Source organism: Pseudomonas sp. P4_C1, assembly GCF_056402155.1.
Genome location: NZ_JBFUHY010000033.1, coordinates 23,153 through 47,032, shown reverse-complemented (window position 1 = coordinate 47,032; position 23,880 = coordinate 23,153). Strand labels below are relative to the sequence as shown.

At 55.9% G+C, this 23,880-nt stretch carries 21 protein-coding genes; 5 read left to right on the top strand and 16 right to left on the bottom strand.

Going from position 1 to position 23,880, the window contains the following annotated elements:
• The 16 genes from AC1DU9_RS18345 to mtnA all read right to left on the bottom strand — a co-directional run.
• Positions 1 to 709: EpsG family protein (locus AC1DU9_RS18345; RefSeq protein WP_477810582.1), on the bottom strand; the 709-nt coding region annotated here is incomplete at its 3' end.
• Positions 710 to 777: 68 nt separating this feature from the next.
• Positions 778 to 2,061 carry an O-antigen translocase gene (locus tag AC1DU9_RS18340; protein ID WP_477786805.1) on the bottom strand — a complete coding sequence of 428 codons (1,284 nt, stop codon included), beginning with the start codon at positions 2,059 to 2,061 and terminating at the stop codon, positions 778 to 780.
• Entirely contained in the window at positions 2,051 to 3,193 is a 1,143-nt protein-coding gene (gene rffA / locus AC1DU9_RS18335) for a dTDP-4-amino-4,6-dideoxygalactose transaminase (protein ID WP_223462474.1), read from the bottom strand. Before rffA ends, AC1DU9_RS18340 begins: the two co-directional genes overlap by 11 nt.
• Positions 3,180 to 3,752 carry an acyltransferase gene (locus AC1DU9_RS18330; protein ID WP_223462473.1) on the bottom strand — a complete coding sequence of 191 codons (573 nt, stop codon included), beginning with the start codon at positions 3,750 to 3,752 and terminating at the stop codon, positions 3,180 to 3,182. Before AC1DU9_RS18330 ends, rffA begins: the two co-directional genes overlap by 14 nt.
• A gap of 253 nt (positions 3,753 to 4,005) precedes the next feature.
• Complete coding sequence (locus AC1DU9_RS18325) at positions 4,006 to 5,055, bottom strand: LPS O-antigen chain length determinant protein WzzB (RefSeq protein ID WP_223462472.1); 1,050 nt, start codon at positions 5,053 to 5,055, stop codon at positions 4,006 to 4,008.
• A 61-nt stretch (positions 5,056 to 5,116) separates the two neighbouring features.
• Positions 5,117 to 5,353, bottom strand: a complete 237-nt coding sequence (locus AC1DU9_RS18320) for a lipopolysaccharide assembly protein LapA domain-containing protein (protein WP_223462471.1) — start codon at positions 5,351 to 5,353, stop codon at positions 5,117 to 5,119.
• 24 nt (positions 5,354 to 5,377) lie between these two features.
• The gene (gene ihfB / locus AC1DU9_RS18315) at positions 5,378 to 5,680 is read right to left on the bottom strand and encodes an integration host factor subunit beta (RefSeq protein WP_477810581.1); all 303 of its coding nucleotides are present in this window, start codon (positions 5,678 to 5,680) and stop codon (positions 5,378 to 5,380) included.
• Positions 5,681 to 5,831: 151 nt separating this feature from the next.
• Positions 5,832 to 6,113 (bottom strand): hypothetical protein, encoded by a 282-nt coding sequence (locus AC1DU9_RS18310; RefSeq protein ID WP_223462469.1) that lies wholly within the window; start codon positions 6,111 to 6,113, stop codon positions 5,832 to 5,834.
• 210 nt (positions 6,114 to 6,323) lie between these two features.
• A complete protein-coding gene (gene rpsA / locus AC1DU9_RS18305; RefSeq protein ID WP_007973639.1) occupies positions 6,324 to 8,015 on the bottom strand; it encodes a 30S ribosomal protein S1 in 1,692 nt (563 codons plus the stop codon).
• Positions 8,016 to 8,135: 120 nt separating this feature from the next.
• Positions 8,136 to 8,825, bottom strand: a complete 690-nt coding sequence (gene cmk / locus AC1DU9_RS18300) for a (d)CMP kinase (RefSeq protein WP_008049002.1) — start codon at positions 8,823 to 8,825, stop codon at positions 8,136 to 8,138.
• Positions 8,822 to 11,029 (bottom strand): bifunctional prephenate dehydrogenase/3-phosphoshikimate 1-carboxyvinyltransferase, encoded by a 2,208-nt coding sequence (locus tag AC1DU9_RS18295; protein ID WP_263289828.1) that lies wholly within the window; start codon positions 11,027 to 11,029, stop codon positions 8,822 to 8,824. Before AC1DU9_RS18295 ends, cmk begins: the two co-directional genes overlap by 4 nt.
• 28 nt (positions 11,030 to 11,057) lie before the next feature.
• Positions 11,058 to 12,170, bottom strand: a complete 1,113-nt coding sequence (gene hisC, locus AC1DU9_RS18290) for a histidinol-phosphate transaminase (protein WP_223462467.1) — start codon at positions 12,168 to 12,170, stop codon at positions 11,058 to 11,060.
• Between the two features lie 13 nt (positions 12,171 to 12,183).
• Entirely contained in the window at positions 12,184 to 13,278 is a 1,095-nt protein-coding gene (pheA, locus tag AC1DU9_RS18285; protein WP_477810580.1) for a prephenate dehydratase, read from the bottom strand.
• Positions 13,278 to 14,363, bottom strand: coding sequence for a 3-phosphoserine/phosphohydroxythreonine transaminase (gene serC, locus AC1DU9_RS18280; protein ID WP_223462465.1), 1,086 nt, complete (start codon positions 14,361 to 14,363; stop codon positions 13,278 to 13,280). Before serC ends, pheA begins: the two co-directional genes overlap by 1 nt.
• A gap of 249 nt (positions 14,364 to 14,612) precedes the next feature.
• A complete protein-coding gene (gene gyrA, locus AC1DU9_RS18275) occupies positions 14,613 to 17,267 on the bottom strand; it encodes a DNA gyrase subunit A (protein WP_056727165.1) in 2,655 nt (884 codons plus the stop codon).
• A 425-nt stretch (positions 17,268 to 17,692) separates the two neighbouring features.
• Complete coding sequence (mtnA, locus tag AC1DU9_RS18270) at positions 17,693 to 18,769, bottom strand: S-methyl-5-thioribose-1-phosphate isomerase (RefSeq protein ID WP_223462464.1); 1,077 nt, start codon at positions 18,767 to 18,769, stop codon at positions 17,693 to 17,695.
• A 108-nt stretch (positions 18,770 to 18,877) separates the two neighbouring features.
• On the opposite strand from mtnA, the gene AC1DU9_RS18265 reads away from it, so the two are divergent.
• From AC1DU9_RS18265 to AC1DU9_RS18245, 5 genes are all read left to right on the top strand, one after another.
• The gene (locus AC1DU9_RS18265) at positions 18,878 to 20,212 is read left to right on the top strand and encodes a TRZ/ATZ family hydrolase (RefSeq protein ID WP_223462463.1); all 1,335 of its coding nucleotides are present in this window, start codon (positions 18,878 to 18,880) and stop codon (positions 20,210 to 20,212) included.
• A 57-nt stretch (positions 20,213 to 20,269) separates the two neighbouring features.
• On the top strand, positions 20,270 to 20,968 hold the full coding sequence (gene ubiG, locus AC1DU9_RS18260) for a bifunctional 2-polyprenyl-6-hydroxyphenol methylase/3-demethylubiquinol 3-O-methyltransferase UbiG (RefSeq protein ID WP_223462462.1): 699 nt from the start codon (positions 20,270 to 20,272) through the stop codon (positions 20,966 to 20,968).
• Between the two features lie 4 nt (positions 20,969 to 20,972).
• The gene (mupP, locus tag AC1DU9_RS18255) at positions 20,973 to 21,644 is read left to right on the top strand and encodes an N-acetylmuramic acid 6-phosphate phosphatase MupP (RefSeq protein WP_007999922.1); all 672 of its coding nucleotides are present in this window, start codon (positions 20,973 to 20,975) and stop codon (positions 21,642 to 21,644) included.
• 187 nt (positions 21,645 to 21,831) lie between these two features.
• Positions 21,832 to 22,572, top strand: coding sequence for a YciK family oxidoreductase (locus AC1DU9_RS18250; protein ID WP_223462461.1), 741 nt, complete (start codon positions 21,832 to 21,834; stop codon positions 22,570 to 22,572).
• A 365-nt stretch (positions 22,573 to 22,937) separates the two neighbouring features.
• Positions 22,938 to 23,864: a GGDEF domain-containing protein gene (locus AC1DU9_RS18245; RefSeq protein ID WP_223462460.1), complete on the top strand. Its 927-nt coding sequence runs from the start codon at positions 22,938 to 22,940 to the stop codon at positions 23,862 to 23,864.
• Positions 23,865 to 23,880: the final 16 nt, after the last annotated feature.

The following is a 23,880-nucleotide window of genomic DNA, read 5'->3' as shown; positions in this document are numbered from 1 at the left end:
CACTGAACAAGGGTAACGGGTAGTTATAAATATCCGCATTGAGATACAGATTTATTTTCTCACCTATAAACCCAAAATTAATCAAATATGAAAAAAGTGTTTGTATATCAAAAAATGCCGTAAAAGCCAGGAGAAAAAGTGCGACGGCCGCGTACACACTGCGACCTGGTCGAAGTTGATAAATAGCGAACGGCAATAGAATCAACAATGATGACACATGCACAAATGCGGCACAGATCACCAGAAGCATGAATATACCGATCTTCCGCACAGGAACAAACGTCGCGGCCCAAAAAAGAAGCGCGGAGGCTAAACCAAGACGAATGGCATTTAGTTCTTTATTAAGATAAAAATGACAAAAATATACAAGGATCGCGGCGCCGACATGGGGAGAAAAAAACCTTATCGCCCTGACGTTCAGCGCTACAGAGGCTAATGCAACCACACTGAAAAGCACGAGAGGCTCGCTACCAAAACCGCGCAACATAGACAGCAGGGTAAAAAACCCGAGCTCCACATTGAACTGTGAGTAGCTATATCCGCATAAAAACTCATCACACCCAAAAAAAAACGGAATGTTCGTGAACATTTGCGCGTAGGCAACATCATCGCTACCTACACCCAAACTCCGTAATGCCGCTAATATCACGAGAGCTATAGCCGATGAAAAAACTGCAAGCTGCTTGACCCACCCTTGTTTAATCAGCATTTCCGTACCACCGGAAATGGTCAAAAATATGAACACAGCGTAAATAGGCCAAACAAACTCAAAAGACATCAGTTACGCACCCAAAACTTCAACGCAAGAATACTTACAAGGAAACACATGATATAGGACATCATATACGCAACCGTGACACCTTCTGCGCCAACAATAAACTGCCCCACCAACAAGCTTAGAGATACAAATAAACCAGCTTGAAAAACTTCTGAAACTATATAAATACGAGTTGCCGCTCTTGCAACTGCAACAAAACCAATGACATAGTTAGACGCCTTGAAAAAATCACCAATCAGCTGGTAGAGTAAATATTCATTTAATTCCTCGAACTCTTTAGAGAGCAGCAAGGGAACAAAAAAATCCCGCCCAAAATAAAGCGTCCCGCCGCCGACTGCGAAAACAGCCATGACAAAAACTACAAACTTATGGGTAAGCTGCTCTATTTCTTTTTTATTATTAATCCGAGATATCATCGGCATGAAATAGGATGCCAAAAAGACACTAAAAAACCCCAAATATGCACTAGAGAGCCTAATTAGACCTTGCCAAATTCCCGCCTGGGTATAACCGGAATTACTAATTAGATTTTGTCGAATATAAATCTCGACAACGGGAAATGCGATCGCGCTCACGCACAACATCAAACTGAACCAGCCTAACTTTTTAAGTAAAAGCGAATCTATTTCCCTACGTCTAAACCTGAAACGTAGCGAGGACCTCAGATATAAATAAATACTTGGAAATACCGCCATTGCCAAGATCGATATAATCGCTATCGCCGCACCCGGCAACCCAAATTTTAATATCAGAAACCAGGCAAACGGTAACGAGATCAAGTTCCCAACTATCTGAGAAAATGCAAACGACTTAACATCAGCAAGTCCATTTGCGACAGAAGAGAACAGCATATTAAAAGCTAGCACAAACTGAAAAATCGACAACAATGATATAACCCAGGCAAGACTACCATCCCCAAGTATGAACACTGATATCGAATGAGAAAAAAGCAAAAACAACAAAGCAAAAAAAACAGAAAAGACAAATGCAAAAGCCGAGGCAGTACTCAAAAGCCTATAGAGATTAAACTTGTCATTTCTGTATTCAGCAGAATACTTTATAACGCCATGAGTGATACCTCCGCCAGCCAGCAGAGCGAGTATCGAAGTCAGGCTCATAAAATGGCCAAGCTTCCCCAGCCCGTCCGGCCCCAAATATAGAGCGATTAGCTTTAGAATCAGAAAGCCAACAACTATTTTTGAAGCCTGGGCAAGAGTCGTCAATACGGCGCTGGAAACAGCTTTCCGATACTGAAGCTTGTCGCTGCACTCGTTACGCGACACAGGACATAATCGCTGCAGTTACTTGGCTCTTGACCTCATTTTCCTCATCAGTATTCATACCTAACCAGAGAGGCAAGCGAATAAGGCGCTCACTTTCACGGGTGGTAAACTTATCATCACCGGAAAATACACCAAGCTTTTTTCCAGCAGGTGCCGAATGCAAAGGAATATAATGAAATACAGCACCAATACCAGCGTCTTTTAGTTTACTCAGCACCGCTGTGCGGACATCAATATCCTTCACCTTGATATAATACATATGGGCATTCGCAACACAGCCGTCCGGTATCACAGGGAGATCAACAACTCCCTTATTTTCATAAGCTTTAAAATGCTCATGGTACTTTGCCCATAGGGCAAGACGTGCAGAATTGATATATTCACAACGCTCTAACTGACCATACAAATAAGCCGCCTGCAGCTCACCAGGAAGATAACTGCTTCCTACATCTACCCATGTATATTTATCAATCATCCCTCGAAAGAACTGACTCCGATTTGTCCCTTTTTCCCGGATTATTTCTGCGCGGGCAACGAAACGAGCATCATTAATAATCAACAACCCTCCTTCACCACCACTTGTAAAGTTTTTTGTTTCGTGGAAACTAAAGGCAGCCATGTGACCAATAGAACCCAGTTGACGCCCCTTGTAGGTGGACATCATTCCCTGAGCAGCGTCCTCTATTACAAACAAACCATTGCGCTTGGCAATATCCATTATTGTATCCATCTCGCAAGCGACGCCTGCATAATGCACAGGCACGATCGCCTTGGTCCGAGATGTAATAGCACCCTCAATCAGGGTTTCATCAATGTTCATTGTGTCTGGGCGAATGTCGACAAACACGATTTTCGCCCCTCGCAGTACAAAGGCGTTTGCCGTACTAACAAAGGTATAGCTTGGCATGATGACTTCATCACCAGGCTGAATATCGATGAGAATTGCGGCCATTTCCAATGCCTGAGTACAGGAAGGCGTCAATAGCGCCTTGGCGCAGCCCAACGTTTTCTCAAACCACTGATGGCACAAAGCAGTGAACTCACCATCTCCCGACATTTTACCACTGCGCATGGCACGGAGAACGTACTGATCTTCATTACCAGTATATGGGGGCTTGTTAAATGGGATCATTTTTTTGCTCACTTAAAAATTCGACTTCGAGTTTCAGCAAATCTTTTTTGCGTTGTTTTATAAGCTTCGCTGGCACGCCGGCATATATCCCCCATGCCTCAGTCGACCTGGTGACTAATGCCATTGAGCCTATAGAACAACCTTCTGATATCTCAACACCCGGGAAAATAACCGACCCCGCTCCCACAATGACATGTCTGCCGAGTCGAACAGCGGAAAATTTCTCGTTCTTGAATTTTTTCGGGACGAGAGAGTTGGTCAATGTCTCGCCGCTATAATCGTCCGATTGCGAAAAGACTTTTACGCCATATGCCAATGTACAAAAATCGTCCATGACGATACCAGGAATACCTCCGGCGACGAGACACATTGGCGTGATGTGATTGTACCGACCAATTTTTACGCTTCCCGAGATCACACAAAAATCGTCAATCCTGGAAAAATCACCTATCTCGATTTTGTCCGCATTGTAAATGCACGCCTTGTCGCTGATTTTCACCTGCTTGCCAAGACTCTTGAAACCCAATTCTTGAAGTTCTTCGTCGGTTAGATAGGCCATTCTTGATGTACCAATTGAATTTGTAGTGCTAAATATTATTTCTACTATTACCGGTCACAAGCTTGCTTTAAGGTATTCAAGCTAAGCCCTGTGTCTCCTGCTCACAACCGAGAGAGGAGTGATTGTACCGACAGCCGGTAACTATCCAGTCGAAAACCACTGACTGATTGTACATTCACTAACCTGATTTCGCATAATGCCGCCGAAGAATCAACGCAAGCGCCGATTATCCAGCATTTTTCTTAGAGAAACCTCAAGAAAGCGCTCTACGCCGCCCCCACAAATAACGAACCAAACCAAACAGCAACCCCAGGAGCATCCCTCCAATCATTCCCAACCCTATGCACAGCATTTTCTTTGGCTTGATGGGGTCATCAGGTATCTCAATAGATCCATCTTGCCGATAAACAGAAACGCTGGAGGGATCAATCTGCAAGTCTTCATAGAAGAACTTTTTGATTTCAAGCATACGAAGATTTTTTATGAAGGGATCGTTACTTTTTCTCTCCTGCAAATTTTTTATTTCTGCACTCAGCGCCTTGGTGCCTCGCATGTACGTCAACTGGCCATCCATCGTTGCATTGACTTCGGCGGCGACATTACCAGAAATGATAGGAGGCTCTTCAAGGCCAATCGACTGCGCAACCCTCAACGCTTCTTGTAGTCGACTAATCGAATCACTCCGTACCCCACTTTCAGTCTGTCGCAAGATACTGATTTGCTGACCAATATTACGTGCGCGAACTTCTGCTTCCCGCGTAACGTTGGTAATCATCTCATTTTTAGAGGCTATACCTGCATTTGTTGCGAAGGTTTTCACCCACTCGGTTGCGCGCGTAGGATCATTATCCTGGACCGAAATCGAGTATCGATCTGGTTGTTCCTTGGAGGGCAAGCCTACAGTCAGTTTCTTTAAAAACTTTGAATACAATAAATCCTGTGACTCTTTTCGAGTCGTTTCAGAAAGCGATGGTAAATACACCTCTAGAAAGAACGCGCGACGCAACGCTTCACTTTGCAAGTTGCGAGTAAAAACATCAAACACATCCTTTACTGTATAAGGTGTAAGCTCCAACTCTTTGGTTCGACCATAGTTAAAATCGGCGATCCCATTAAAAGTTGGTGGCAGCAAATATACACGAGCCTCATAAACTGGCTTACTGATAAACGCATAAGCTGTTGCACCCAAAACAACAACTAAAGTAGTGCACAGTATCATTACTTTTTGAGCCCAAAGGGATCTCATCAACTCAAAAAAATCTATCTCATCCGACCCGGGCTTGGTCGATGGGTCATTCGTCATTCTGGCCAGCCTTTTCTAGTATGCATTTATGATGTTGCTTTTCATGTTCCAAGCTCGTATTTTAACGAATTCTAGGGTGCGTTTTCTTCTTTTGCGCAAAAATAAAAGCTAAAAGATGCCCTATTGCCATACCGCTCAGCAACACAAAAATTAGCGATACAGCTAGCGGAAGCTCCGGCGACGACCATCCAAGAAATACCAGTGAAACAGATTGCTTATTTTCAAGCACAAAAATGACTGTCGCAAATACAATCAGCAGTGCAATTACAAAAAAAACTATGCGCTTGACATAACTCATCGAAAAGTCTCTCGCAAATATCGATTACTGCTTTGCATCCTCGTCCTCATCCTCATTAACCCGATCCCTCAACTCTTTCCCGGGCTTGAAATGCGGAACAAATTTGCCGTCGAGACTGACCGACTGACCAGTTTTCGGGTTACGACCTACGCGTGGCGCCCGGTAGTGCAGAGAGAAGCTGCCAAACCCCCGGATCTCGATGCGATCCCYGGTAGCCAGACATTGGGACATTTGCTCAAGCATGGTCTTGATGGCCAGCTCCACATCCTTGGATGAGAGCAGCCCTTGATGGGTGACAATTCGTTCGATCAACTCCGACTTCGTCATATTTTTCCCTTCTTTTTCAAGCAGCTAGATCAGCGCTTCAAAGGTTTTAGCACGCCGGCATGATTTTGAACAGCCCGAGTTTTGCCATCTATTCCCCAACCCCAAAATGCTTGATTCCTGAAAGGCGGAAGACCTCTGAGCGGTTACCACCTCATCGACAGATCACCAACATAGTGCGCGTCAGGAACCCTGCCGGATTGAATCCAAAGAGGAAGCTTTCCTCCTCCTCCTTGACGTCGTCAGATCTCGCTACAACTTTGTAGCCCGCCCCTCTGCACTCCTTGGCCGCGCGCTTGTAACACCTCTCCCATCTCGAACCGAGCCCCGAACAATCGACCTCTATGCCGCTAACCCCGCGCACTACGTGAGTTTTGGCATTGGTGGTACAACCCGCTAGCGCCAGCACTGCTACTGCGACAATTAGCTTGTTCATTCACGTCCTTTTGCCAGAAAGCCTACCGGGCGATCATTAGTCTCAGGCTAAAGACTAGCTGCAAATAAGCGCTTGATCCGACTAAACAATCAGACATTTTTTCAGCACCTTTGGTTCACGACTCGAGCAGCTACAGCCGAGCGAAACTCACCAAACTCCAGGCACAAAAAAGGGCGACCGAAGTCGCCCTTTTTTACAGAAAGTCAGAACTTAGTTCTGCTTTTCCATTTGTGCACGCAGCAGGTCACCCAGAGTGGTGGCCACAGGAGCATCAGTAGCTACTGGCTTGTCGCGCAGGCTCTGGATTGCTTCTTTCTCGTCTTCAACGTCTTTCGACTTGATCGAGAGCTGGATTACACGGCTCTTGCGGTCAACGCTGATGATCTTGGCTTCTACTTCTTCGCCTTCTTTCAGAACGTTGCGCGCGTCTTCAACGCGGTCACGGCTGATTTCGGAGGCTTTCAGAGTCGCTTCGATATCGTCGGCCAGAGTGATGATGGCGCCTTTAGCGTCAACTTCCTTCACGATGCCTTTAACGATGGCGCCTTTGTCGTTCTCTTGAACGTACTCGGAGAACGGATCGCTTTCCAGTTGCTTGATACCCAGGGAGATGCGCTCGCGCTCTGGGTCAACCGACAGGATAACGGTGTCCAGCTCGTCGCCCTTCTTGAAGCGGCGAACGGCTTCTTCGCCCACTTCGTTCCAGGAGATGTCGGACAGGTGAACCAGACCGTCGATGCCGCCGTCCAGACCAATGAAGATACCGAAATCGGTGATCGACTTGATGGTGCCGGAGATTTTATCGCCCTTGTTGAACTGGCCAGAGAAATCTTCCCATGGGTTGGATTTGCACTGCTTGATGCCCAGGGAGATACGACGACGCTCTTCGTCGATGTCCAGAACCATGACTTCCACTTCGTCGCCGACTTGTACGACTTTCGAAGGGTGGATGTTCTTGTTGGTCCAGTCCATTTCGGAAACGTGTACCAGACCTTCAACGCCTTCTTCCAGCTCAGCGAAGCAGCCGTAGTCGGTCAGGTTGGTTACACGCGCGGTAACGCGAGTGCTTTCCGGGTAACGGGCTTTGATAGCAACCCATGGATCTTCGCCCAGTTGCTTCAGGCCCAGGGAAACACGATTGCGCTCGCGATCGTACTTCAGAACCTTGACATCGATCTCGTCGCCAACGTTGACGATTTCGGAAGGATGCTTGATACGTTTCCAAGCCATGTCGGTAATGTGCAGCAGGCCATCGACGCCACCCAGATCGACGAATGCGCCGTAATCGGTGAGGTTCTTGACGATACCTTTGACTTGTTGGCCTTCCTGCAGGGATTCCAGCAGAGCTTCGCGCTCGGCGGAGTTCTCGGCTTCCAGGACGCTGCGACGGGAAACGACAACGTTGTTGCGCTTCTGGTCCAGCTTGATGACCTTGAATTCCAGCTCTTTGCCTTCCAGGTGCGTGGTGTCGCGCACTGGACGGACGTCAACCAGAGAACCTGGCAGGAACGCACGGATGCCGTTAACGTCGACAGTGAAGCCGCCTTTAACCTTACCGTTGATAACGCCCTTGACCACTTCTTCGGCTGCGAAGGCTGCTTCCAGAACAATCCAGCATTCAGCGCGCTTGGCTTTTTCACGGGACAGCTTGGTTTCACCAAAGCCGTCTTCAACCGAGTCCAGAGCAACGTGAACTTCGTCACCGACGTTGATGTTCAGTTCGCCAGCGTCGTTGTAGAACTGCTCAAGCGGGATGAGTGCTTCAGACTTCAGGCCAGCGTGAACGGTTACCCAGCGAGCCTGGTAATCGATATCAACGATAACACCGGTGATGATGGAGCCTGCCTGAAGGTTCAGGGTTTTTAGGCTTTCTTCAAAGAGTTCCGCAAAGCTTTCGCTCATTTTAATTCCTGTTGATGAGGGCGAAGAATACGCCCATCTCCACACCCCAGACGGTGTGGGTTAGTTTCATTTAAAAGAAGCCACCGCAGGACTATGACTGGTCCCCTGCGGCCTTCTTGGTCACCCGGCGATATCGCGAATGGCGATCTCGCTCATGATGCGTTCCAGCACCTGGTCGATGGATAATTCCGTGGAATCCAGCTGTATGGCGTCAGCCGCCGGTTTGAGCGGGGCTACCGCTCGCTGGGTGTCACGCTCATCGCGCGCACGTATCTCATCTAGCAGACTCGACAGACTAACACCCTCGACTTTGCCCTTCAACTGCAAATATCGTCGGCGTGCCCGCTCCTCGGCGCTGGCGGTCAGAAAAATCTTCAGCGGCGCATCAGGAAAAACCACGGTGCCCATGTCGCGACCATCCGCCACAAGACCCGGCGCTTCCTGAAAAGCTCGCTGGCGCTGCAACAGCGCCTCGCGTACAGCAGGCAACGCAGCCACCTGGGAAGCGCCGGAACCGACGCTTTCGGTGCGAATGACATCGCTGACTTCATCACCTTCCAGAATGATGCGTTGCAACTGACCGTCCGTCGCCGCGATGAACTGCACATCCAGATGAGCGGCGAGTTTCTTCAGCAGCTCTTCATTGGTCAGGTCGACACCATGATTATGCGCGGCAAAGGCCAGCAATCGGTACAACGCACCGGAGTCCAGCAGATTCCAGCCCAGGCGCTTGGCCAGAATCCCGGCGACCGTGCCCTTGCCCGAACCGCTTGGCCCATCGATGGTGATGACCGGTGCAATGCTGATCACGACTGTGCCTCTTGTGCCACGCGAATACCGACCTGTGCGCACAGCGCCAGGAAATTCGGGAACGAAGTCGCGACGTTGGCGCAATCATGAATGCGGATCGGGGCACTGGCGCGTAGCGAAGCAACGCTGAACGCCATGGCGATACGGTGATCGCCATGGCCGTGCACTTCACCGCCGCCGATCTGACCGCCGTCGATGATGATGCCATCCGGGGTTGGCTCGCATTTGACGCCCAGCGCCAGCAAACCATCCGCCATGACCTGGATGCGATCCGACTCCTTGACCCGCAGCTCTTCGGCACCACGCAACACGGTGCGCCCTTCAGCACAGGCAGCGGCGACGAAGAGCACCGGAAATTCGTCAATGGCCAATGGAACCAGCGCCTCGGGAATCTCGATACCTTTGAGTTTAGCTGCACGCACGCGCAAGTCAGCCACCGGTTCGCCACCCACTTCACGCTGGTTTTCCAGGGTGATATCGGCGCCCATCAGGCGCAGGATGTCGATCACACCGGTACGGGTCGGGTTGATGCCGACGTGCTCGAGTACCAGTTCCGAACCCTCGGCGATCGACGCCGCCACCAGGAAGAACGCCGAGGACGAGATATCACCCGGGACTTCAATGTGGGTCGCGGTCAGTTTGCTGCCAGATTCGACCGATGCGGTAGCACCGTTGACCGTTACCGGATAGCCGAAACCGCGCAGCATGCGCTCGGTATGGTCGCGGGTCGGAGCAGGCTCGGTAACCGTGGTCTTGCCTTCGGCATACAGGCCGGCCAACAGCAGGCAGGACTTAACCTGGGCACTGGCCATCGGCATGGTGTAGGTCAGGCCCTTGAGCTTGTTGCCACCACGAATGGTCATCGGTGGACGACCCTCGGCGGCGGTTTCGATCACGGCGCCCATTTCACGCAGCGGATTGGCCACGCGATTCATCGGGCGCTTGGACAGCGATGCGTCGCCGGTCAGGGTGCTGTCGAAGTTCTGCGCGGCCAGCAGGCCGGACAGCAGACGCATCGAAGTACCGGAGTTGCCCAGATAGATCGGGCCCGGCGCCGGCTTCAGGCCATGCAGGCCAACGCCGTGAATGGTCACGCGTCCGTGGTGTGGGCCTTCAATGACCACGCCCATGTCACGGAATGCCTGCAAGGTCGCCAGGGCATCTTCGCCCTCGAGGAAGCCTTCGACTTCGGTGACGCCTTCAGCCAGGGAGCCGAGCATGATCGAACGGTGGGAAATCGATTTGTCACCTGGTACGCGAATCCGACCGGACAGGCGGCCACCAGGTTGAGCCAGGAAAATCAGATCGTTGGAATTCATAGCGTCCACATAGGCCCTGCGGGCCAGGATTTTACTGAAATGCTCGCGAGCAACCCGGGCGCGAGTGAAAACGCCCAACAATTGGTGCCCATCCCCTGCATCGACCGCGTCGCGCAAGGCGTCGAGATCGCTGCGAAATGTATCGAGTGTGCGCAGGACAGCTTCGCGGTTGGCGAGAAAGATGTCGTGCCACATGACCGGGTCGCTTCCGGCGATTCTTGTGAAATCGCGGAAACCGCCCGCAGCGTAACGGAAGATCTCAAGATTTTCATTGCGCTTGGCCAACGAATCGACCAAGCCGAACGCCAGCAAGTGCGGCAGATGACTGGTCGCCGCCAAGACTTCGTCGTGACGTTCAACCTGCATGTGCTCGACATCGGCGCCCAATTCGCGCCACAAACGGTCGACTACCGCCAGGGCTGCCGGATCGGTTTGCGCCAGCGGCGTCAGGATCACTTTATGGCGACGGAACAATTCGGCGTTGGAGGCTTCCACCCCGCTCTGCTCGGAACCGGCAATCGGGTGCCCCGGCACGAAGCAAGACGGCATGCTGCCAAAGGCTTCGGTGGCCGCACGCACCACATTGCCCTTGGCACTGCCGACATCGGTCAGGATCGCCTGGCCCAGATCCATGCCCGCCAGACGCGCGAGCACTTTCTCCATGGCCAGGATCGGCACCGCCAGCTGAATGACGTCGGCGCCCTGACAAGCAACGCCCAGGTCTTCCTCACAGCGATCCACCACACCCAATTCGACCGCGAGTTTGCGCGATTGCGGATCGAGATCGACCCCGACCACTTCGCGGCATATGCCACTCTCACGCAACCCCTTGGCAAACGAACCGCCGATCAATCCAAGGCCGACCACCACCAGGCGACCGATCATAGGTTCAGCAGATTGCAGTGCAGTGACATCAACCACGAGCCAGAACCTTGGTCAGCGCTTCAAGGAAGCGGCTGTTCTCTGCCGGCAGGCCAATGGTGATGCGCAGGTGATTCGGCATGCCGTAGTTGGCCACCGGGCGCACGATCACGCCCTCCCGAAGCAAGCCCTGGAACACCGGGGCCGCGACTTGATCGAGATCGACGCAGATGAAATTGCCTTTGGACGCAATCCAGCTCAGCCCCAGCTCACGGAATCCGGCTTCCAGTTGCTGCATGCCGGACTCGTTCAACTGACGGCTTTGCGCCAGATACTCCTCGTCCTTCAAAGCCGCACAAGCAGCGGCCAGGGCCAGGCTGTTGACGTTGAATGGTTGGCGTACACGGTTCAGCACGTCTGCGACCACCGCTGTGGACAACCCATAACCCACGCGTAGCGCCGCCAGCCCATAGGCCTTGGAGAAAGTGCGGGAAACCAACAGGTTCGGATAAGCCGCCAGGAAGTCCAGACCATCCGGCATATCACTGCCTTCGGCGTACTCGATGTAGGCCTCGTCCAGCACCACCAGCACATGCTCCGGAACATCCTGCAGGAATTCGTCCAGCGCCTCGGCATCGAACCAGGTCCCGGTCGGATTGTTCGGGTTGGCGATGAACACCACGCGGGTATTGGCATCGATGGCTGCCAGCATGGCAGGCAGGTCATGCCCCCAATCCTTGGCCGGAACCACCTTGGCCTGCGCGCCGACTGCCTGAGTGGCAATCGGATAGACAGCGAACGCATGCTCGCTGAACACGGCATTCAGGCCCGGCGCCAGATAGGCGCGCGCCACCAGCTCAAGAATGTCGTTGGAACCATTGCCCAGCGTCACTTGATTGAGCTCGACTCGGCACTGCTCGGCCAGCAGGGTCTTGAGCGCAAAACCGTTGCCGTCCGGATAGCGGGTCAGCTCGGCCAGCGCATCGCGGATCGCCGCCAGCGCCTTGGGGCCGGGGCCCAGCGGGTTTTCGTTGCTCGCCAGTTTGACGATGCTGGCTGGATCGAGATCCAGCTCGCGAGCCAGTTCGTCCACGGGTTTGCCCGGAACGTAAGGCGAAAGTTGTTGCACGCCCGGCTGTGCCAGAGCGAGGAAATTGCCACTCATTTGCTACCGCCCCTTAGAGAACTGCTTTCGGGTAGGAACCCAGCACTTTGAGTGCCACCGCTTCCTGACTGATCTTTTCCAGCACACTTTTGACCAGCGGGTCGCGGTGGTGGCCGACGAAGTCGATGAAGAACACGTAGGTCCACTTGCCACTGCGCGACGGACGAGTCTCGATTCGCGTCAGGTCGATGCCATTGTCGTGGAACGGCACCAGCAACTCGTGCAACGCACCCGGTTTGTTGCTCATGGAAACGATGATCGATGTCTTGTCGTCGCCAGTCGGCGGCACTTCCTGATTACCGATCATCAGGAAGCGCGTGGAGTTATCCGGGCGATCCTCGATCTTCTCGGCCAAATGGGTCAGCCCGTACAGGCCGGCCGCCATGTCGCCGGCAATCGCCGCCGAGTTCCACTCTCCCTTGACCCGCTTGGCCGCTTCAGCGTTGCTGGACACCGCCACACGCTCGACATTCGGGTAGTGGGCGTCCAGCCACTTGCGGCACTGGGCCAGGGACTGGGCGTGGGAGTAGATCCGGCTGATGCTGTCGGTCTTGGTGTTTTCACCGACCAACAGGTGATGGTGGATACGCAGTTCGACTTCGCCGCAGATCACCATGTCGTGCTCAAGGAAGCTGTCGAGGGTGTGATTGACCGCGCCTTCGGTGGAGTTTTCCACCGGCACCACGCCAAAATTCACCGCACCGGCCGCCACWTCACGGAACACTTCGTCGATCGCCGCCATCGGCTTGCTGATCACGGCGTGACCGAAATGCTTCATGGCCGCCGCCTGGGTGAAGGTACCTTCAGGGCCCAGATAAGCCACTTTCAGCGGCTGTTCGAGTGCCAGGCACGAAGACATGATTTCGCGGAACAACCGCGCCATCTCTTCGTTGCCCAGCGGCCCCTGGTTACGCTCCATGACACGCTTGAGCACCTGAGCTTCGCGCTCAGGACGATAGAACACCGGCACTTCGCCTTCGGCCAGCGAGGCCATCTTTACTCGCGCGACTTCCTGGGCGCAGCGCGCACGCTCACTGATCAGCTCCAGGACCTTTTCGTCCAGGGCATCAATGCGCAGGCGCAGTGCCTTGAGTTCTTGCTCAGACATTAGCCGTGTTCCTTCTCGAACTCTGCCATGTACGAAATCAGCGCATTGACGGCGTTGATGTCGACGGCGTTATAGATGGAGGCGCGCATGCCACCCACGGAACGGTGCCCCTTGAGGTTCAACAGGCCACGCTCATCGGCACCAGCCAGGAACGGCTTGTCCAGACGATCGTCCGCCAGGCGGAACGGCACGTTCATCCACGAGCGGTCCGACTTGTTGATCGGGTTGCTGTACAGGCCGCTGGCGTCGATAAAGCTGTACAGCGTGCGCTGCTTGACTTCGTTGAGCTTGCCGATGGCCTCGACGCCGCCCTGCTCTTTCAGCCACTCGAACACCAGGCCGGACAGGTACCAGGCCAGGGTCGGCGGGGTGTTGTACATCGAACCGTTATCGGCCGCGACCTTGTAGTTGAGCATAGTCGGGCACAGGGAACGGGCGTGGCCCAGCAGGTCTTCGCGAACGATGCTCACCACGATGCCGCTCGGACCGATGTTTTTCTGGGCGCCAGCGTAGATCATGCCGAAACGCGAAACATCCACCGGACGCGACAGGATGTCCGAGGACATGTCGGCGACCAGCGGTACATCACCGGTTTCCGGAATCCATTGGAATTCCAGGCCGCCGATGGTTTCGTTCGGCGCGTAGTGGACGTAGGCCGCGTCTTTCGACAGCTTCCATTCGTTCTGGCCGGGAATGGCGAAATAGTCGTAAGGCTTGGCGGTGCCGGCAACGTTGACGTGGCCGTAGCGCGAAGCTTCTTCGATGGCTTTCTGCGACCAGATACCGGTGTCGATATAGTCGGCCGAGCCGTTTTCCGGCAACAGGTTCAGAGGAATCTGAGCAAATTGCTGGCTGGCGCCACCTTGCAGAAACAGCACTTTATAGTTCGAGGGGATATTCAGCAGATCACGCAGATCCTGCTCGGCCTTGGTGGCAATGGACACGAACTCATCGCTGCGATGGCTCATTTCCATGACCGACAGGCCCTTGCCGTGCCAGTCGAGGAGTTCACCCTGGGCGCGCTGCAGGACAGCTTCGGGAAGCGCCGCAGGACCGGCACAGAAGTTATAGGCTCTCTTGCTCACATCCAATCTCGCTCTGATTTGGTGGTATCACGCAGTAAATCGCATTATCAGCCGACACCGGGTCCCTGCTGAAACAGAGATTTGTGGGAGCGAGCCTGCTCGCGATTGCATCACCGCGATACTTCAGACGTACCGCGGCGCATGCATCGCGAGCAGGCTCGCTCCCACAAGGGATCTCCAGTGGTGTCGATATTTCATTACGGACAAACAACAAGGGGGCGAATTTTCATCCGCCCCCTGCTTACCCGCTTATTCCTGTGGTTCTTCGTCAGCGGCGGCGTCGAGTTGCTGGTCTTCGGCAACGTCGTCAATCACGACCTCACCGACAAACCCTTCACCCTCTTCACCTTCCAGCTCTTCGCCCTCGACTTCCGACGGCTCCTGAACCCGCTCCAGCCCGACCAGTGTTTCGTCGTTGGCCAGTTTGATCAAGGTCACGCCCTGGGTGTTACGACCCAGGCTGGACACTTCGTCGACACGGGTGCGCACCAGGGTGCCCTGGTCGGAAATCAGCATGATTTCCTCGCCGTCGAGCACCTGCACCGCGCCGACCAGACGGCCGTTACGCTCGTTGCTGACCATGGCGATAACGCCCTGACCGCCACGCTTGTACTCAGGGAACTCGGTGATCGCCGTGCGCTTGCCGTAGCCACGCGCCGAAGCGGTGAGTATCTGGCTGCCTTCTTCCGGGATCAGCATGGAAATCAGCTTCTGGCCTTCCGGCAGACGCATGCCGCGCACACCGCGGGCGGTACGGCCCATGGCGCGAACGTCGGATTCCTTGAAGCGGGTAACCTTGCCGCCATCGGAGAACAGCATCACTTCGCGCTCGCCATCGGTGATGGCCGCGGAAATCAGCACGTCGCCTTCGTCCAGCTCCAGCGCGATCAGGCCGACACTGCGTTGACGGCTGAAGGATTCCAGCGGGGTCTTCTTCACGGTGCCGTTGGCGGTGGCCATGAAGATGTAGTGACCTTCGGTGTATTCCTCGACGGGCAGCATGGTGGTGATGTACTCACCATCATCCAGCGGCAGCAGGTTGACCAGCGGACGACCACGGGCAGCGCGGGACGCTTCAGGGATTTCGTAGGTTTTCAGCCAGTACACCTTGCCCTTGCTGGAGAACAGCAGCAGCGTGGTGTGGCTGTTGGCAACCAGCAGGTGAGCGATGTAGTCCTCATCCTTGACGCCGGTTGCCGACTTGCCTTTACCGCCACGACGCTGGGCCTGGTACGCAGCCAGCGGCTGGGTCTTGGCGTAGCCACCGTGGGAAATGGTCACGACGCGCTCTTCTTCCGGGATCATGTCACCCAGGGTCAGATCGAGACGAGCGTCGAGGATTTCGGTACGACGTACGTCGCCGTACTCGGCGCGAATCACTTCCAGCTCTTCGCGGATCACTTCCATCAGGCGCGTGGCGCTGTTGAGGATGCGGATCAGCTCGCCGATCTGGTTGAGGATCTCTTGATACTCGGCCAGCAGTTTTTCGTGTTCCAGACCGGTCAGGCGATGCAGACGCAGTTCCAGAATGGCTTGCGCCTGCTCTGGCGACAGGAAGTACTTGCCGTCGCGCAGACCGTATTGCGGATCGAGGTTTTCCGGACGGCACGAATCGGCGCCGGCACGTTCAACCATCGCCACCACGGCCGAGGATTCCCAAGGCGTGCTGATCAGCGCTTCCTTGGCTTCCGACGGCGTTGGCGACGCCTTGATCAGGGCGATGACCGGGTCGATGTTCGACAGGGCAACCGCTTGACCTTCAAGGATGTGGCCACGCTCGCGCGCCTTGCGCAGTTCGAACACGGTACGACGGGTGACGACTTCGCGACGGTGACGAACAAAGGCCTCCAGCAGATCCTTGAGGTTCAGGATCCGCGGACGGCCGTCGATCAGCGCGACGATGTTGATACCGAACACCGCTTGCAGCTGGGTCTGGGCGTAGAGGTTGTTGAGGATGACCTCAGGCACTTCACCGCGACGCAACTCGATCACGACGCGCATACCGTCCTTGTCGGACTCGTCGCGCAGTTCAGTGATGCCTTCAAGCTTCTTCTCTTTTACCAGCTCGGCGATCTTCTCGATCAGACGCGCCTTGTTCAGCTGGTAAGGGAGTTCGGTGATGACGATCTGCTGACGGCCACCGACCTTGTCGATGTCTTCGATCATCGAGCGGGCGCGCATGTAAATGCGCCCGCGACCGGTGCGGTAGGCTTCGATGATGCCGGCGCGACCGTTGATGATCGCGGCGGTCGGGAAGTCCGGACCGGGGATGTATTGCATCAGCTCGTCGACAGTCAGCTCGGGATTGTCGATGAGCGCCAGGCAACCGTCGATGACTTCACCGAGGTTGTGCGGCGGAATGTTGGTCGCCATGCCCACGGCGATACCGCTGGAGCCGTTGACCAGCAGGTTGGGAATACGGGTCGGCATGACCGCCGGGATCATTTCGGTGCCGTCGTAGTTCGGCACCCAGTCCACGGTTTCTTTATGCAGGTCAGCCAGCAGCTCGTGCGCCAGCTTGGTCATGCGCACTTCGGTGTATCGCATGGCCGCGGCGTTATCGCCGTCCACCGAACCGAAGTTGCCCTGGCCGTCTACCAGCAGGTAGCGCAGGGAGAATGGCTGCGCCATCCGAACGATGGTGTCGTACACCGCGGTATCACCGTGCGGGTGATACTTACCGATCACGTCACCGACAACACGGGCAGATTTCTTGTACGGCTTGTTGAAGTCGTTGCCCAGCTCGCTCATCGCGAACAGCACGCGCCGGTGCACGGGCTTCAAGCCATCGCGCGCATCCGGCAGTGCCCGCCCGACAATTACGCTCATCGCGTAGTCGAGGTAGGACTGCTTCAGCTCGTCTTCGATATTGACCGGGAGGATTTCTTTGGCCAGTTCGCCCATGAGAAGCCTGATTCCTTTTTCTGGTGAAACCTCGTCACATCCATATGGGACGAACGAAGCTCGCCGATACAGGCTGAGTGCCATGCACCGACTTACGACAAATCAACGAGTTATGCCATGGATCTGCGCAGTACGGGTCGCCTCTTAGGGCAACCCTGGAAACCGCCGGATGTTATCACAAGAGCCGCCACGCACCTATCCCCCAGATGCGCATGGAGAGTAGTTAGTTGACCGGTGACAGGCTTGAAGGGGACGAGAGGGGCTTAGAGCCGTGTTGAATGGAGAATTGGCGACTGATTCGGGTTGGTTCATTGGGTTTGACGGCCTCATCGCGAGCAAGCTCGCTCCCACAGGTTTTGTGTGCACCGCAAACACTGTGGGAGCGAGCTTGCTCGCGATGGCTATCTTTCAGACGCCAGAAACTATCAATGCAGACGCTTACGGCACATCAACTGCGCCATCTTCGCCGTATCCGGGCGCTCGACGATGCCTTTTTCGGTGACGATCGCATCGATCAGGTCCGCCGGCGTCACGTCGAACACCGGGTTAAAGGCATTGACGTCGGCCCCGACGCGCTTGCCACCGACCTCCAGTAGCTCGCGACCATCACGCTCTTCAATCGGAATGTCATCGCCGCTGGCCAGGTTCATGTCAATGGTTGAACTCGGCGCCACCACCATGAAGCGCACGCCGTGGTGCATGGCATTGACGGCCAGTTGATAGGTGCCGATCTTGTTGGCCACGTCGCCATTGGCGGTGATCCGGTCCGCGCCGACGATGACCCAGGTAGGGCCTTTGGTCTTCATGATATGCGCCGCGGCGGAATCGACATTGAGGGTCACGGGAATGCCTTCATTGGCCAGCTCCCACGCAGTCAGTCGCGAGCCCTGCAGCCACGGGCGGGTTTCGTCGACATAGACCTGCTCGACCATACCCTCGATGAATGCACCACGAATCACCCCCAGCGCCGTGCCAAAGCCGCCCGTGGCCAGAGCGCCGGTGTTGCAGTGGGTCAGGATCGCCTGGGCGTTGCCCTGATGCTTGCGGATCAGGTCCACACCCAGCTGGGCCATGGTCAGGTTGGCTTCGCGATCACTTTCATGAATGGCGATGGCCTCGGCTTCCAGCACCTCCAGCGGATCGGCATTGTCCTTCAGGCGATCAAGCCGGTCGTGCATGCGCCCCAGCGCCCAGAACAGGTTGACCGCGGTAGGACGGGAATCGGCCAACAGCATGAAATCCTCTTCCAGCGCAGCGTACCAGTCGCCACCTTCGGCAATCCGGGCGCGGGCCGCCAGTACGATGCCATAAGCGGCACTGATACCAATCGCCGGAGCACCGCGCACCACCATCGAGCGAATGGCCTCGGCCACGCCAGCGGCGCTGGTGTAGGCAATCCAGGTTTCCTCGAACGGCAAAATACGCTGATCCAGCAGATGGAGAGCGCCATCACGCCAATCGATGGCCTTTACCTTTTCCGCAGCCAACAGTCGATCGCGCATCCCTCACCCCGCACTCATGAACAAAAGCCGCCGATTATAGCGATCCCCCCGCGAAGACGCTCGGGTATACTTCGCCATCCTATACAAAAGCACTGGAACCGACCTTCGATGCCGAACACTGCCGCTGCGCTCGACCTGTTATTGCTGCCGACCTGGCTGGTACCCGTCGAACCCGCTGGTGTTGTCCTCAAGGAGCATGGCGTGGGCATCCGTGATGGACGCATCGTGTTTATCGGCCCACGTTCCGCCGCACTGAAGCTTAACGCAACCGAAATCCGTGAATTGCCCGACATGTTGCTCAGCCCCGGCCTGATCAATGCCCACGGGCACGCGGCGATGACGCTGTTCCGTGGCCTGGCCGATGACCTGCCATTGATGACCTGGCTGGAAAACCATATCTGGCCCGCCGAGGCCAAATGGGTCGATGAAGATTTCGTGCGCGACGGCACCGACCTTGCCATCGCCGAGCAAATCAAAGGCGGCATCACCTGTTTCTCTGACATGTACTTCTTCCCGAAGGTTGCCAGCGAGCGGGTGCACAACAGCGGTATTCGCGCGCAGATCGCGATTCCGATCCTCGACTTCCCGATTCCGGGCGCCGCTACGGCGGACGAAGCCATTCGTCAGGGCGTCGAATTGTTTGGCGATCTCAAACACCACGAGCGCATCAAAATCACCTTCGGCCCCCATGCCCCCTACACCGTGGGCGACGAAAACCTGGAAAAAATCAGGGTGATTGCCGAAGAGCTGGACGCATCGATTCACATGCACGTGCATGAAACGGCGTTCGAAGTGCAGCAATCGGTCGAGCAGCGCGGTGAACGCCCGCTGGCCCGCCTGGCACGCCTGGGCTTGCTGGGGCCACGTTTCCAGGCGGTTCACATGACCCAGATCAGCGAAGAAGACCTGACGCTACTGGTAGAAAGCAACAGCAATGTGATTCATTGCCCGGAGTCGAACCTCAAGCTGGCCAGCGGATTCTGCCCGGTCGAGCGTTTGTGGGAGGCCGGGGTCAATGTCGCGGTCGGCACCGATGGCGCGGCCAGCAACAATGACCTGGACCTGCTCGGCGAAACCCGCACCGCGGCCCTGCTGGCCAAGGCTGTCGCCGGCTCGGCCACCGCGCTGGATGCCCATCGCGCCTTGCGCATGGCCACCCTCAATGGCGCCCGGGCATTGGGTATCGAGGCCGAAACCGGCTCGCTGGAAATCGGCAAAGCCGCGGACATGGTCGCGTTCGACCTCTCCGGCCTGGCCCAGCAACCGGTCTACGACCCGGTTTCGCAGCTTATATACGCCACCGGCCGCGACTGCGTGAAACACCTTTGGGTTGCCGGCAAGCAATTGCTCGACGACCGTCGCCTGACAAGCCTGGACGAACAACAGCTTGGCACTGTCGCGAAGGCCTGGGGCCAGCGCATCAGTGGCCGCACCGAATCGTAAGCACCCTGGAGCACAATCCGGGGCAACAGGATTTTTCAAGTTTTAGAGGACTAGACCATGAGCAACGTCGACTACGCCGAAATCGCCAAATTCGAGGCCCTGGCCCATCGCTGGTGGGACCGCGAAAGCGAATTCAAACCGCTGCACGACATCAACCCGCTGCGGGTCAACTGGATTGACGAACGCGTCAACCTGGCGGGCAAGAAGGTCCTCGACGTCGGTTGCGGCGGCGGCATCCTCAGCGAAGCCATGGCTCAGCGCGGCGCGACCGTGATGGGTATCGACATGGGCGAAGCGCCGTTGGCGGTTGCCCAGCTGCATCAGCTGGAGTCGGGCGTGAGCGTCGAATACCGGCAGATCACCGCCGAAGCCCTGGCCGAGGAAATGCCCGAGCAGTTCGACGTGGTCACCTGCCTGGAAATGCTTGAGCACGTGCCGGATCCGTCGTCGGTCATCCGCGCTTGCTTCCGCATGGTCAAGCCCGGCGGCCAGGTGTTCTTCTCCACCATCAACCGCAACCCGAAAGCGTATCTGTTCGCCATCGTCGGCGCCGAATACATCATGAAGTTGCTGCCGCGCGGCACCCACGACTTCAAGAAATTCATCCGCCCTTCCGAACTCGGCGCCTGGAGCCGCATGGCCGGCCTGACCGTCAAGGACATCATCGGCCTGACCTACAACCCGCTGACCAAGCACTACAAACTGGCCTGCGACGTGGACGTCAACTACATGATCCAGACCCTGCGCGAGGAATAAGTCGATGCCAATCAGAGCGGTTCTTTTCGACATGGACGGCACCCTGCTCGACACCGCGCCGGACTTCATTGCGATCTGTCAGGCGATGCGTGCCGACCGCGGCTTGCCACCGATGAACGACAAGCACATCCGCGACGAGATTTCCGGCGGCGCCCGCGCAATGGTCGCAGTGACCTTCGCCATGGACCCGGAATCGCCGGGTTTCGAGGAGCTGCGCCTGGAGTTTTTGGAGCGCTACCTCGTCGGCTGTGCGGTGCACAGCAAGCTGTTCGACGGCATGGCTGAATTGCTGGCCGACATCGAAAAAGCCAACCTGATCTGGGGGGTGGTCACCAACAAGCCGCTTCGCTTCGCCGAGCCGATCATGCAACAGTTGGGGCTGGCTGAACGCTCGGCGCTGCTGATCTGCCCGGATCATGTGAAGAACAGCAAACCGGACCCGGAACCGCTGATCCTGGCCTGCAAGATGCTCGACCTAGACCCGGCCAGCGTGCTGTTCGTCGGCGATGACCTGCGCGACATCGAGTCAGGCCGCGATGCCGGTACCAAGACTGCTGCGGTGACCTTCGGCTATATCCACCCGGATGACAACCCGCGGCATTGGGGTGCGGATGTGGTGGTCGATCATCCGCTGGAGTTGCGCAAGGTGCTCGATAGTGCGCTGTGCAGTTGCTGAGCCGCGCTCCCGCAAGAGCGAATGACCACAGTCTTGCGAGGATGTGAGCATTACCAATGTGGGAGCGAGCCTGCTCGCGATAGCGGCGGATCAGTCAGCATTGATGTTGAATTTGATACCGCCATCGCGAGCAGGCTCGCTCCCACAGGGATAACGCTTGACCTGAAGAATTATTGTCGAGGTTTTTATGTTTGATTATTCCGCCCGCCCCGAACTGCTCAAGGATCGGGTCATTCTGGTCACCGGCGCAGGACGCGGTATTGGCGCCGCAGCGGCAAAAACCTACGCGGCCCACGGCGCAACCGTGCTGCTGCTGGGCAAGACCGAAGCCAACCTGATCCAGGTCTACGACGAAATCGAAGCCGCCGGCCATCCACAACCGGCGGTGATCCCGTTCAACCTCGAAACCGCCCTGCCCCATCAATACGATGAGCTGGCGGCGATGATCGAAAACGAATTCGGGCATCTCGACGGACTGCTGCACAATGCTTCGATCATCGGCCCGCGCACGCCGATCGAGCAGCTGTCCGGCGAAAACTTCATGCGGGTCATGCAAGTCAACGTCAATGCCATGTTCATGCTCACCAGCACTCTGCTGCCGCTGCTCAAGCTGTCGCAAGATGCCTCGGTGGTATTCACGTCCAGCAGCGTCGGCCGCAAGGGACGTGCGTACTGGGGCGCTTATGGCGTCTCCAAATTCGCCACTGAAGGCCTGATGCAAACCCTGGCCGACGAAGTCGATACCGTGGCCCCGGTACGCTCCAACAGCATCAACCCGGGCGCTACCCGCACCAGCATGCGCGCCCAGGCTTACCCGGGTGAAAATCCGCTGAACAACCCGACGCCCGAGGAGATCATGCCGGTCTACCTTTACCTGATGGGCCCGGACAGCACCGGTATCAACGGCCAGGCGTTCAACGCCCAGTAGCGACCGTACGTCGCTTTTTGGTGCCGCGCCGATTTCCTGTCGCGGCACTCGAATACACGCCAGGCACCTGTCAAACAAACGTCACATGCAGCGCTGCAAAAGTAATAGACGAAGCACAACCAGTTGATTTAATACAATTTTTATTCAGATGAACCGAATGGCACGACTTTCGCTTTAACTTTGCTCAGACACGCAACGTGAAAGCAGACGGGACGAAGCTTGAGTGCGGCGATTACTCTTCTTCTACAAAGCAGATTAAACTTGTACGAAATGTCCTACGGGACTGACGGACCAGTACGACGCGCAGCCTAAGCCGCTCTCACCCTGCTTGTAAGACAGCCTTACTGCTTAGGGGCGCACGCCTTATGAAACCACCTTCCCAGACCAACGCAATTGACTTCGATAGCGCCAAATTGCAGCGCCTGGGCTTTGGTCAGCACCCGCCTCTTCTGGCAAGGCCTGTCAGTCTTGCGCAATTGCGCCAGCAACTGAGCCTGCAGCTGCAAACCAGTCTGGAGCCGCAACGCATTCTTGGGACGTTCTATCGCGAGATTCAGCGATTGGTACCGCTGGACGCTTTGTGCTACCTGCACAAGAGCAGTGACTTGCGTCTGGAGTTCGGCCAACGCGGCCACCACTCCATCAGTTACAGCCTCAGCCACGAAGGCGAACACCTGGGTGAGCTGATTTTCCGCCGCAATCAGCGCTTCAGCGAACAGGAACAGGGCAATCTCGAATCACTGTTGGCCGCGCTGCTTTTCCCGATGCGCAACGCGCTGCTTTACCGTACCGCCACCCAAAGYGCACTGCGCGACCCGCTGACGGGCACCGGCAACCGCATCGCCATGGACCAGACGCTGCAAAGGGAAATCGAGATATCCCGGCGCCATCTGCAACCGTTATCGGTGCTGATGCTGGACATCGATCATTTCAAGCAAGTCAATGATACCCACGGCCACAGCACCGGCGATGACGTGCTCAAGGCGGTCGCTGCCTCGATCAAAAACCAGCTGCGCAACGTGGACATGGTGTTTCGCTATGGCGGTGAAGAGTTCCTGATCCTGCTGTCGAACACCACCCGCGAGGCCGCGGCCATGGTCGGGGAACGACTGCGGCTCGCAGTGCAGTCGCAAGAGTACCTGGCCGATAGTCATCTGATCGTGCTGACAGTCAGCCTCGGCTGTTCGACACTGTTACCCGGCGAGTCTGCCGAAAGCCTGTTGCGACGGGCAGACAGTGCATTGTATGTAGCCAAGCGCGAAGGTCGTAACCGACTGAAGATGGCGGGCTGATTTTTCAGCCACCACA

Excerpts from the sequence above, each read along its gene's own strand:
- AC1DU9_RS18320 (WP_223462471.1), bottom strand. The coding sequence starts at position 5,353 with ATGAGTTATGTCAAGCGCATAGTTTTTTTTGTAATTGCACTGCTGATT.
- gyrA (WP_056727165.1), bottom strand. The coding sequence starts at position 17,267 with ATGGGCGAACTGGCCAAAGAAATCCTCCCGGTCAATATCGAAGACGAG.
- mtnA (WP_223462464.1), bottom strand. The coding sequence starts at position 18,769 with ATGCGCGATCGACTGTTGGCTGCGGAAAAGGTAAAGGCCATCGATTGG.
- mupP (WP_007999922.1), top strand. The coding sequence starts at position 20,973 with ATGCCAATCAGAGCGGTTCTTTTCGACATGGACGGCACCCTGCTCGAC.
- AC1DU9_RS18310 (WP_223462469.1), bottom strand. The coding sequence starts at position 6,113 with ATGAACAAGCTAATTGTCGCAGTAGCAGTGCTGGCGCTAGCGGGTTGT.
- hisC (WP_223462467.1), bottom strand. The coding sequence starts at position 12,170 with ATGAGTGGCAATTTCCTCGCTCTGGCACAGCCGGGCGTGCAACAACTT.
- AC1DU9_RS18325 (WP_223462472.1), bottom strand. The coding sequence starts at position 5,055 with ATGACGAATGACCCATCGACCAAGCCCGGGTCGGATGAGATAGATTTT.
- rpsA (WP_007973639.1), bottom strand. The coding sequence starts at position 8,015 with ATGAGCGAAAGCTTTGCGGAACTCTTTGAAGAAAGCCTAAAAACCCTG.
- AC1DU9_RS18250 (WP_223462461.1), top strand. The coding sequence starts at position 21,832 with ATGTTTGATTATTCCGCCCGCCCCGAACTGCTCAAGGATCGGGTCATT.
- AC1DU9_RS18265 (WP_223462463.1), top strand. The coding sequence starts at position 18,878 with ATGCCGAACACTGCCGCTGCGCTCGACCTGTTATTGCTGCCGACCTGG.
- AC1DU9_RS18295 (WP_263289828.1), bottom strand. The coding sequence starts at position 11,029 with ATGATCGGTCGCCTGGTGGTGGTCGGCCTTGGATTGATCGGCGGTTCG.
- AC1DU9_RS18330 (WP_223462473.1), bottom strand. The coding sequence starts at position 3,752 with ATGGCCTATCTAACCGACGAAGAACTTCAAGAATTGGGTTTCAAGAGT.
- rffA (WP_223462474.1), bottom strand. The coding sequence starts at position 3,193 with ATGATCCCATTTAACAAGCCCCCATATACTGGTAATGAAGATCAGTAC.
- ubiG (WP_223462462.1), top strand. The coding sequence starts at position 20,270 with ATGAGCAACGTCGACTACGCCGAAATCGCCAAATTCGAGGCCCTGGCC.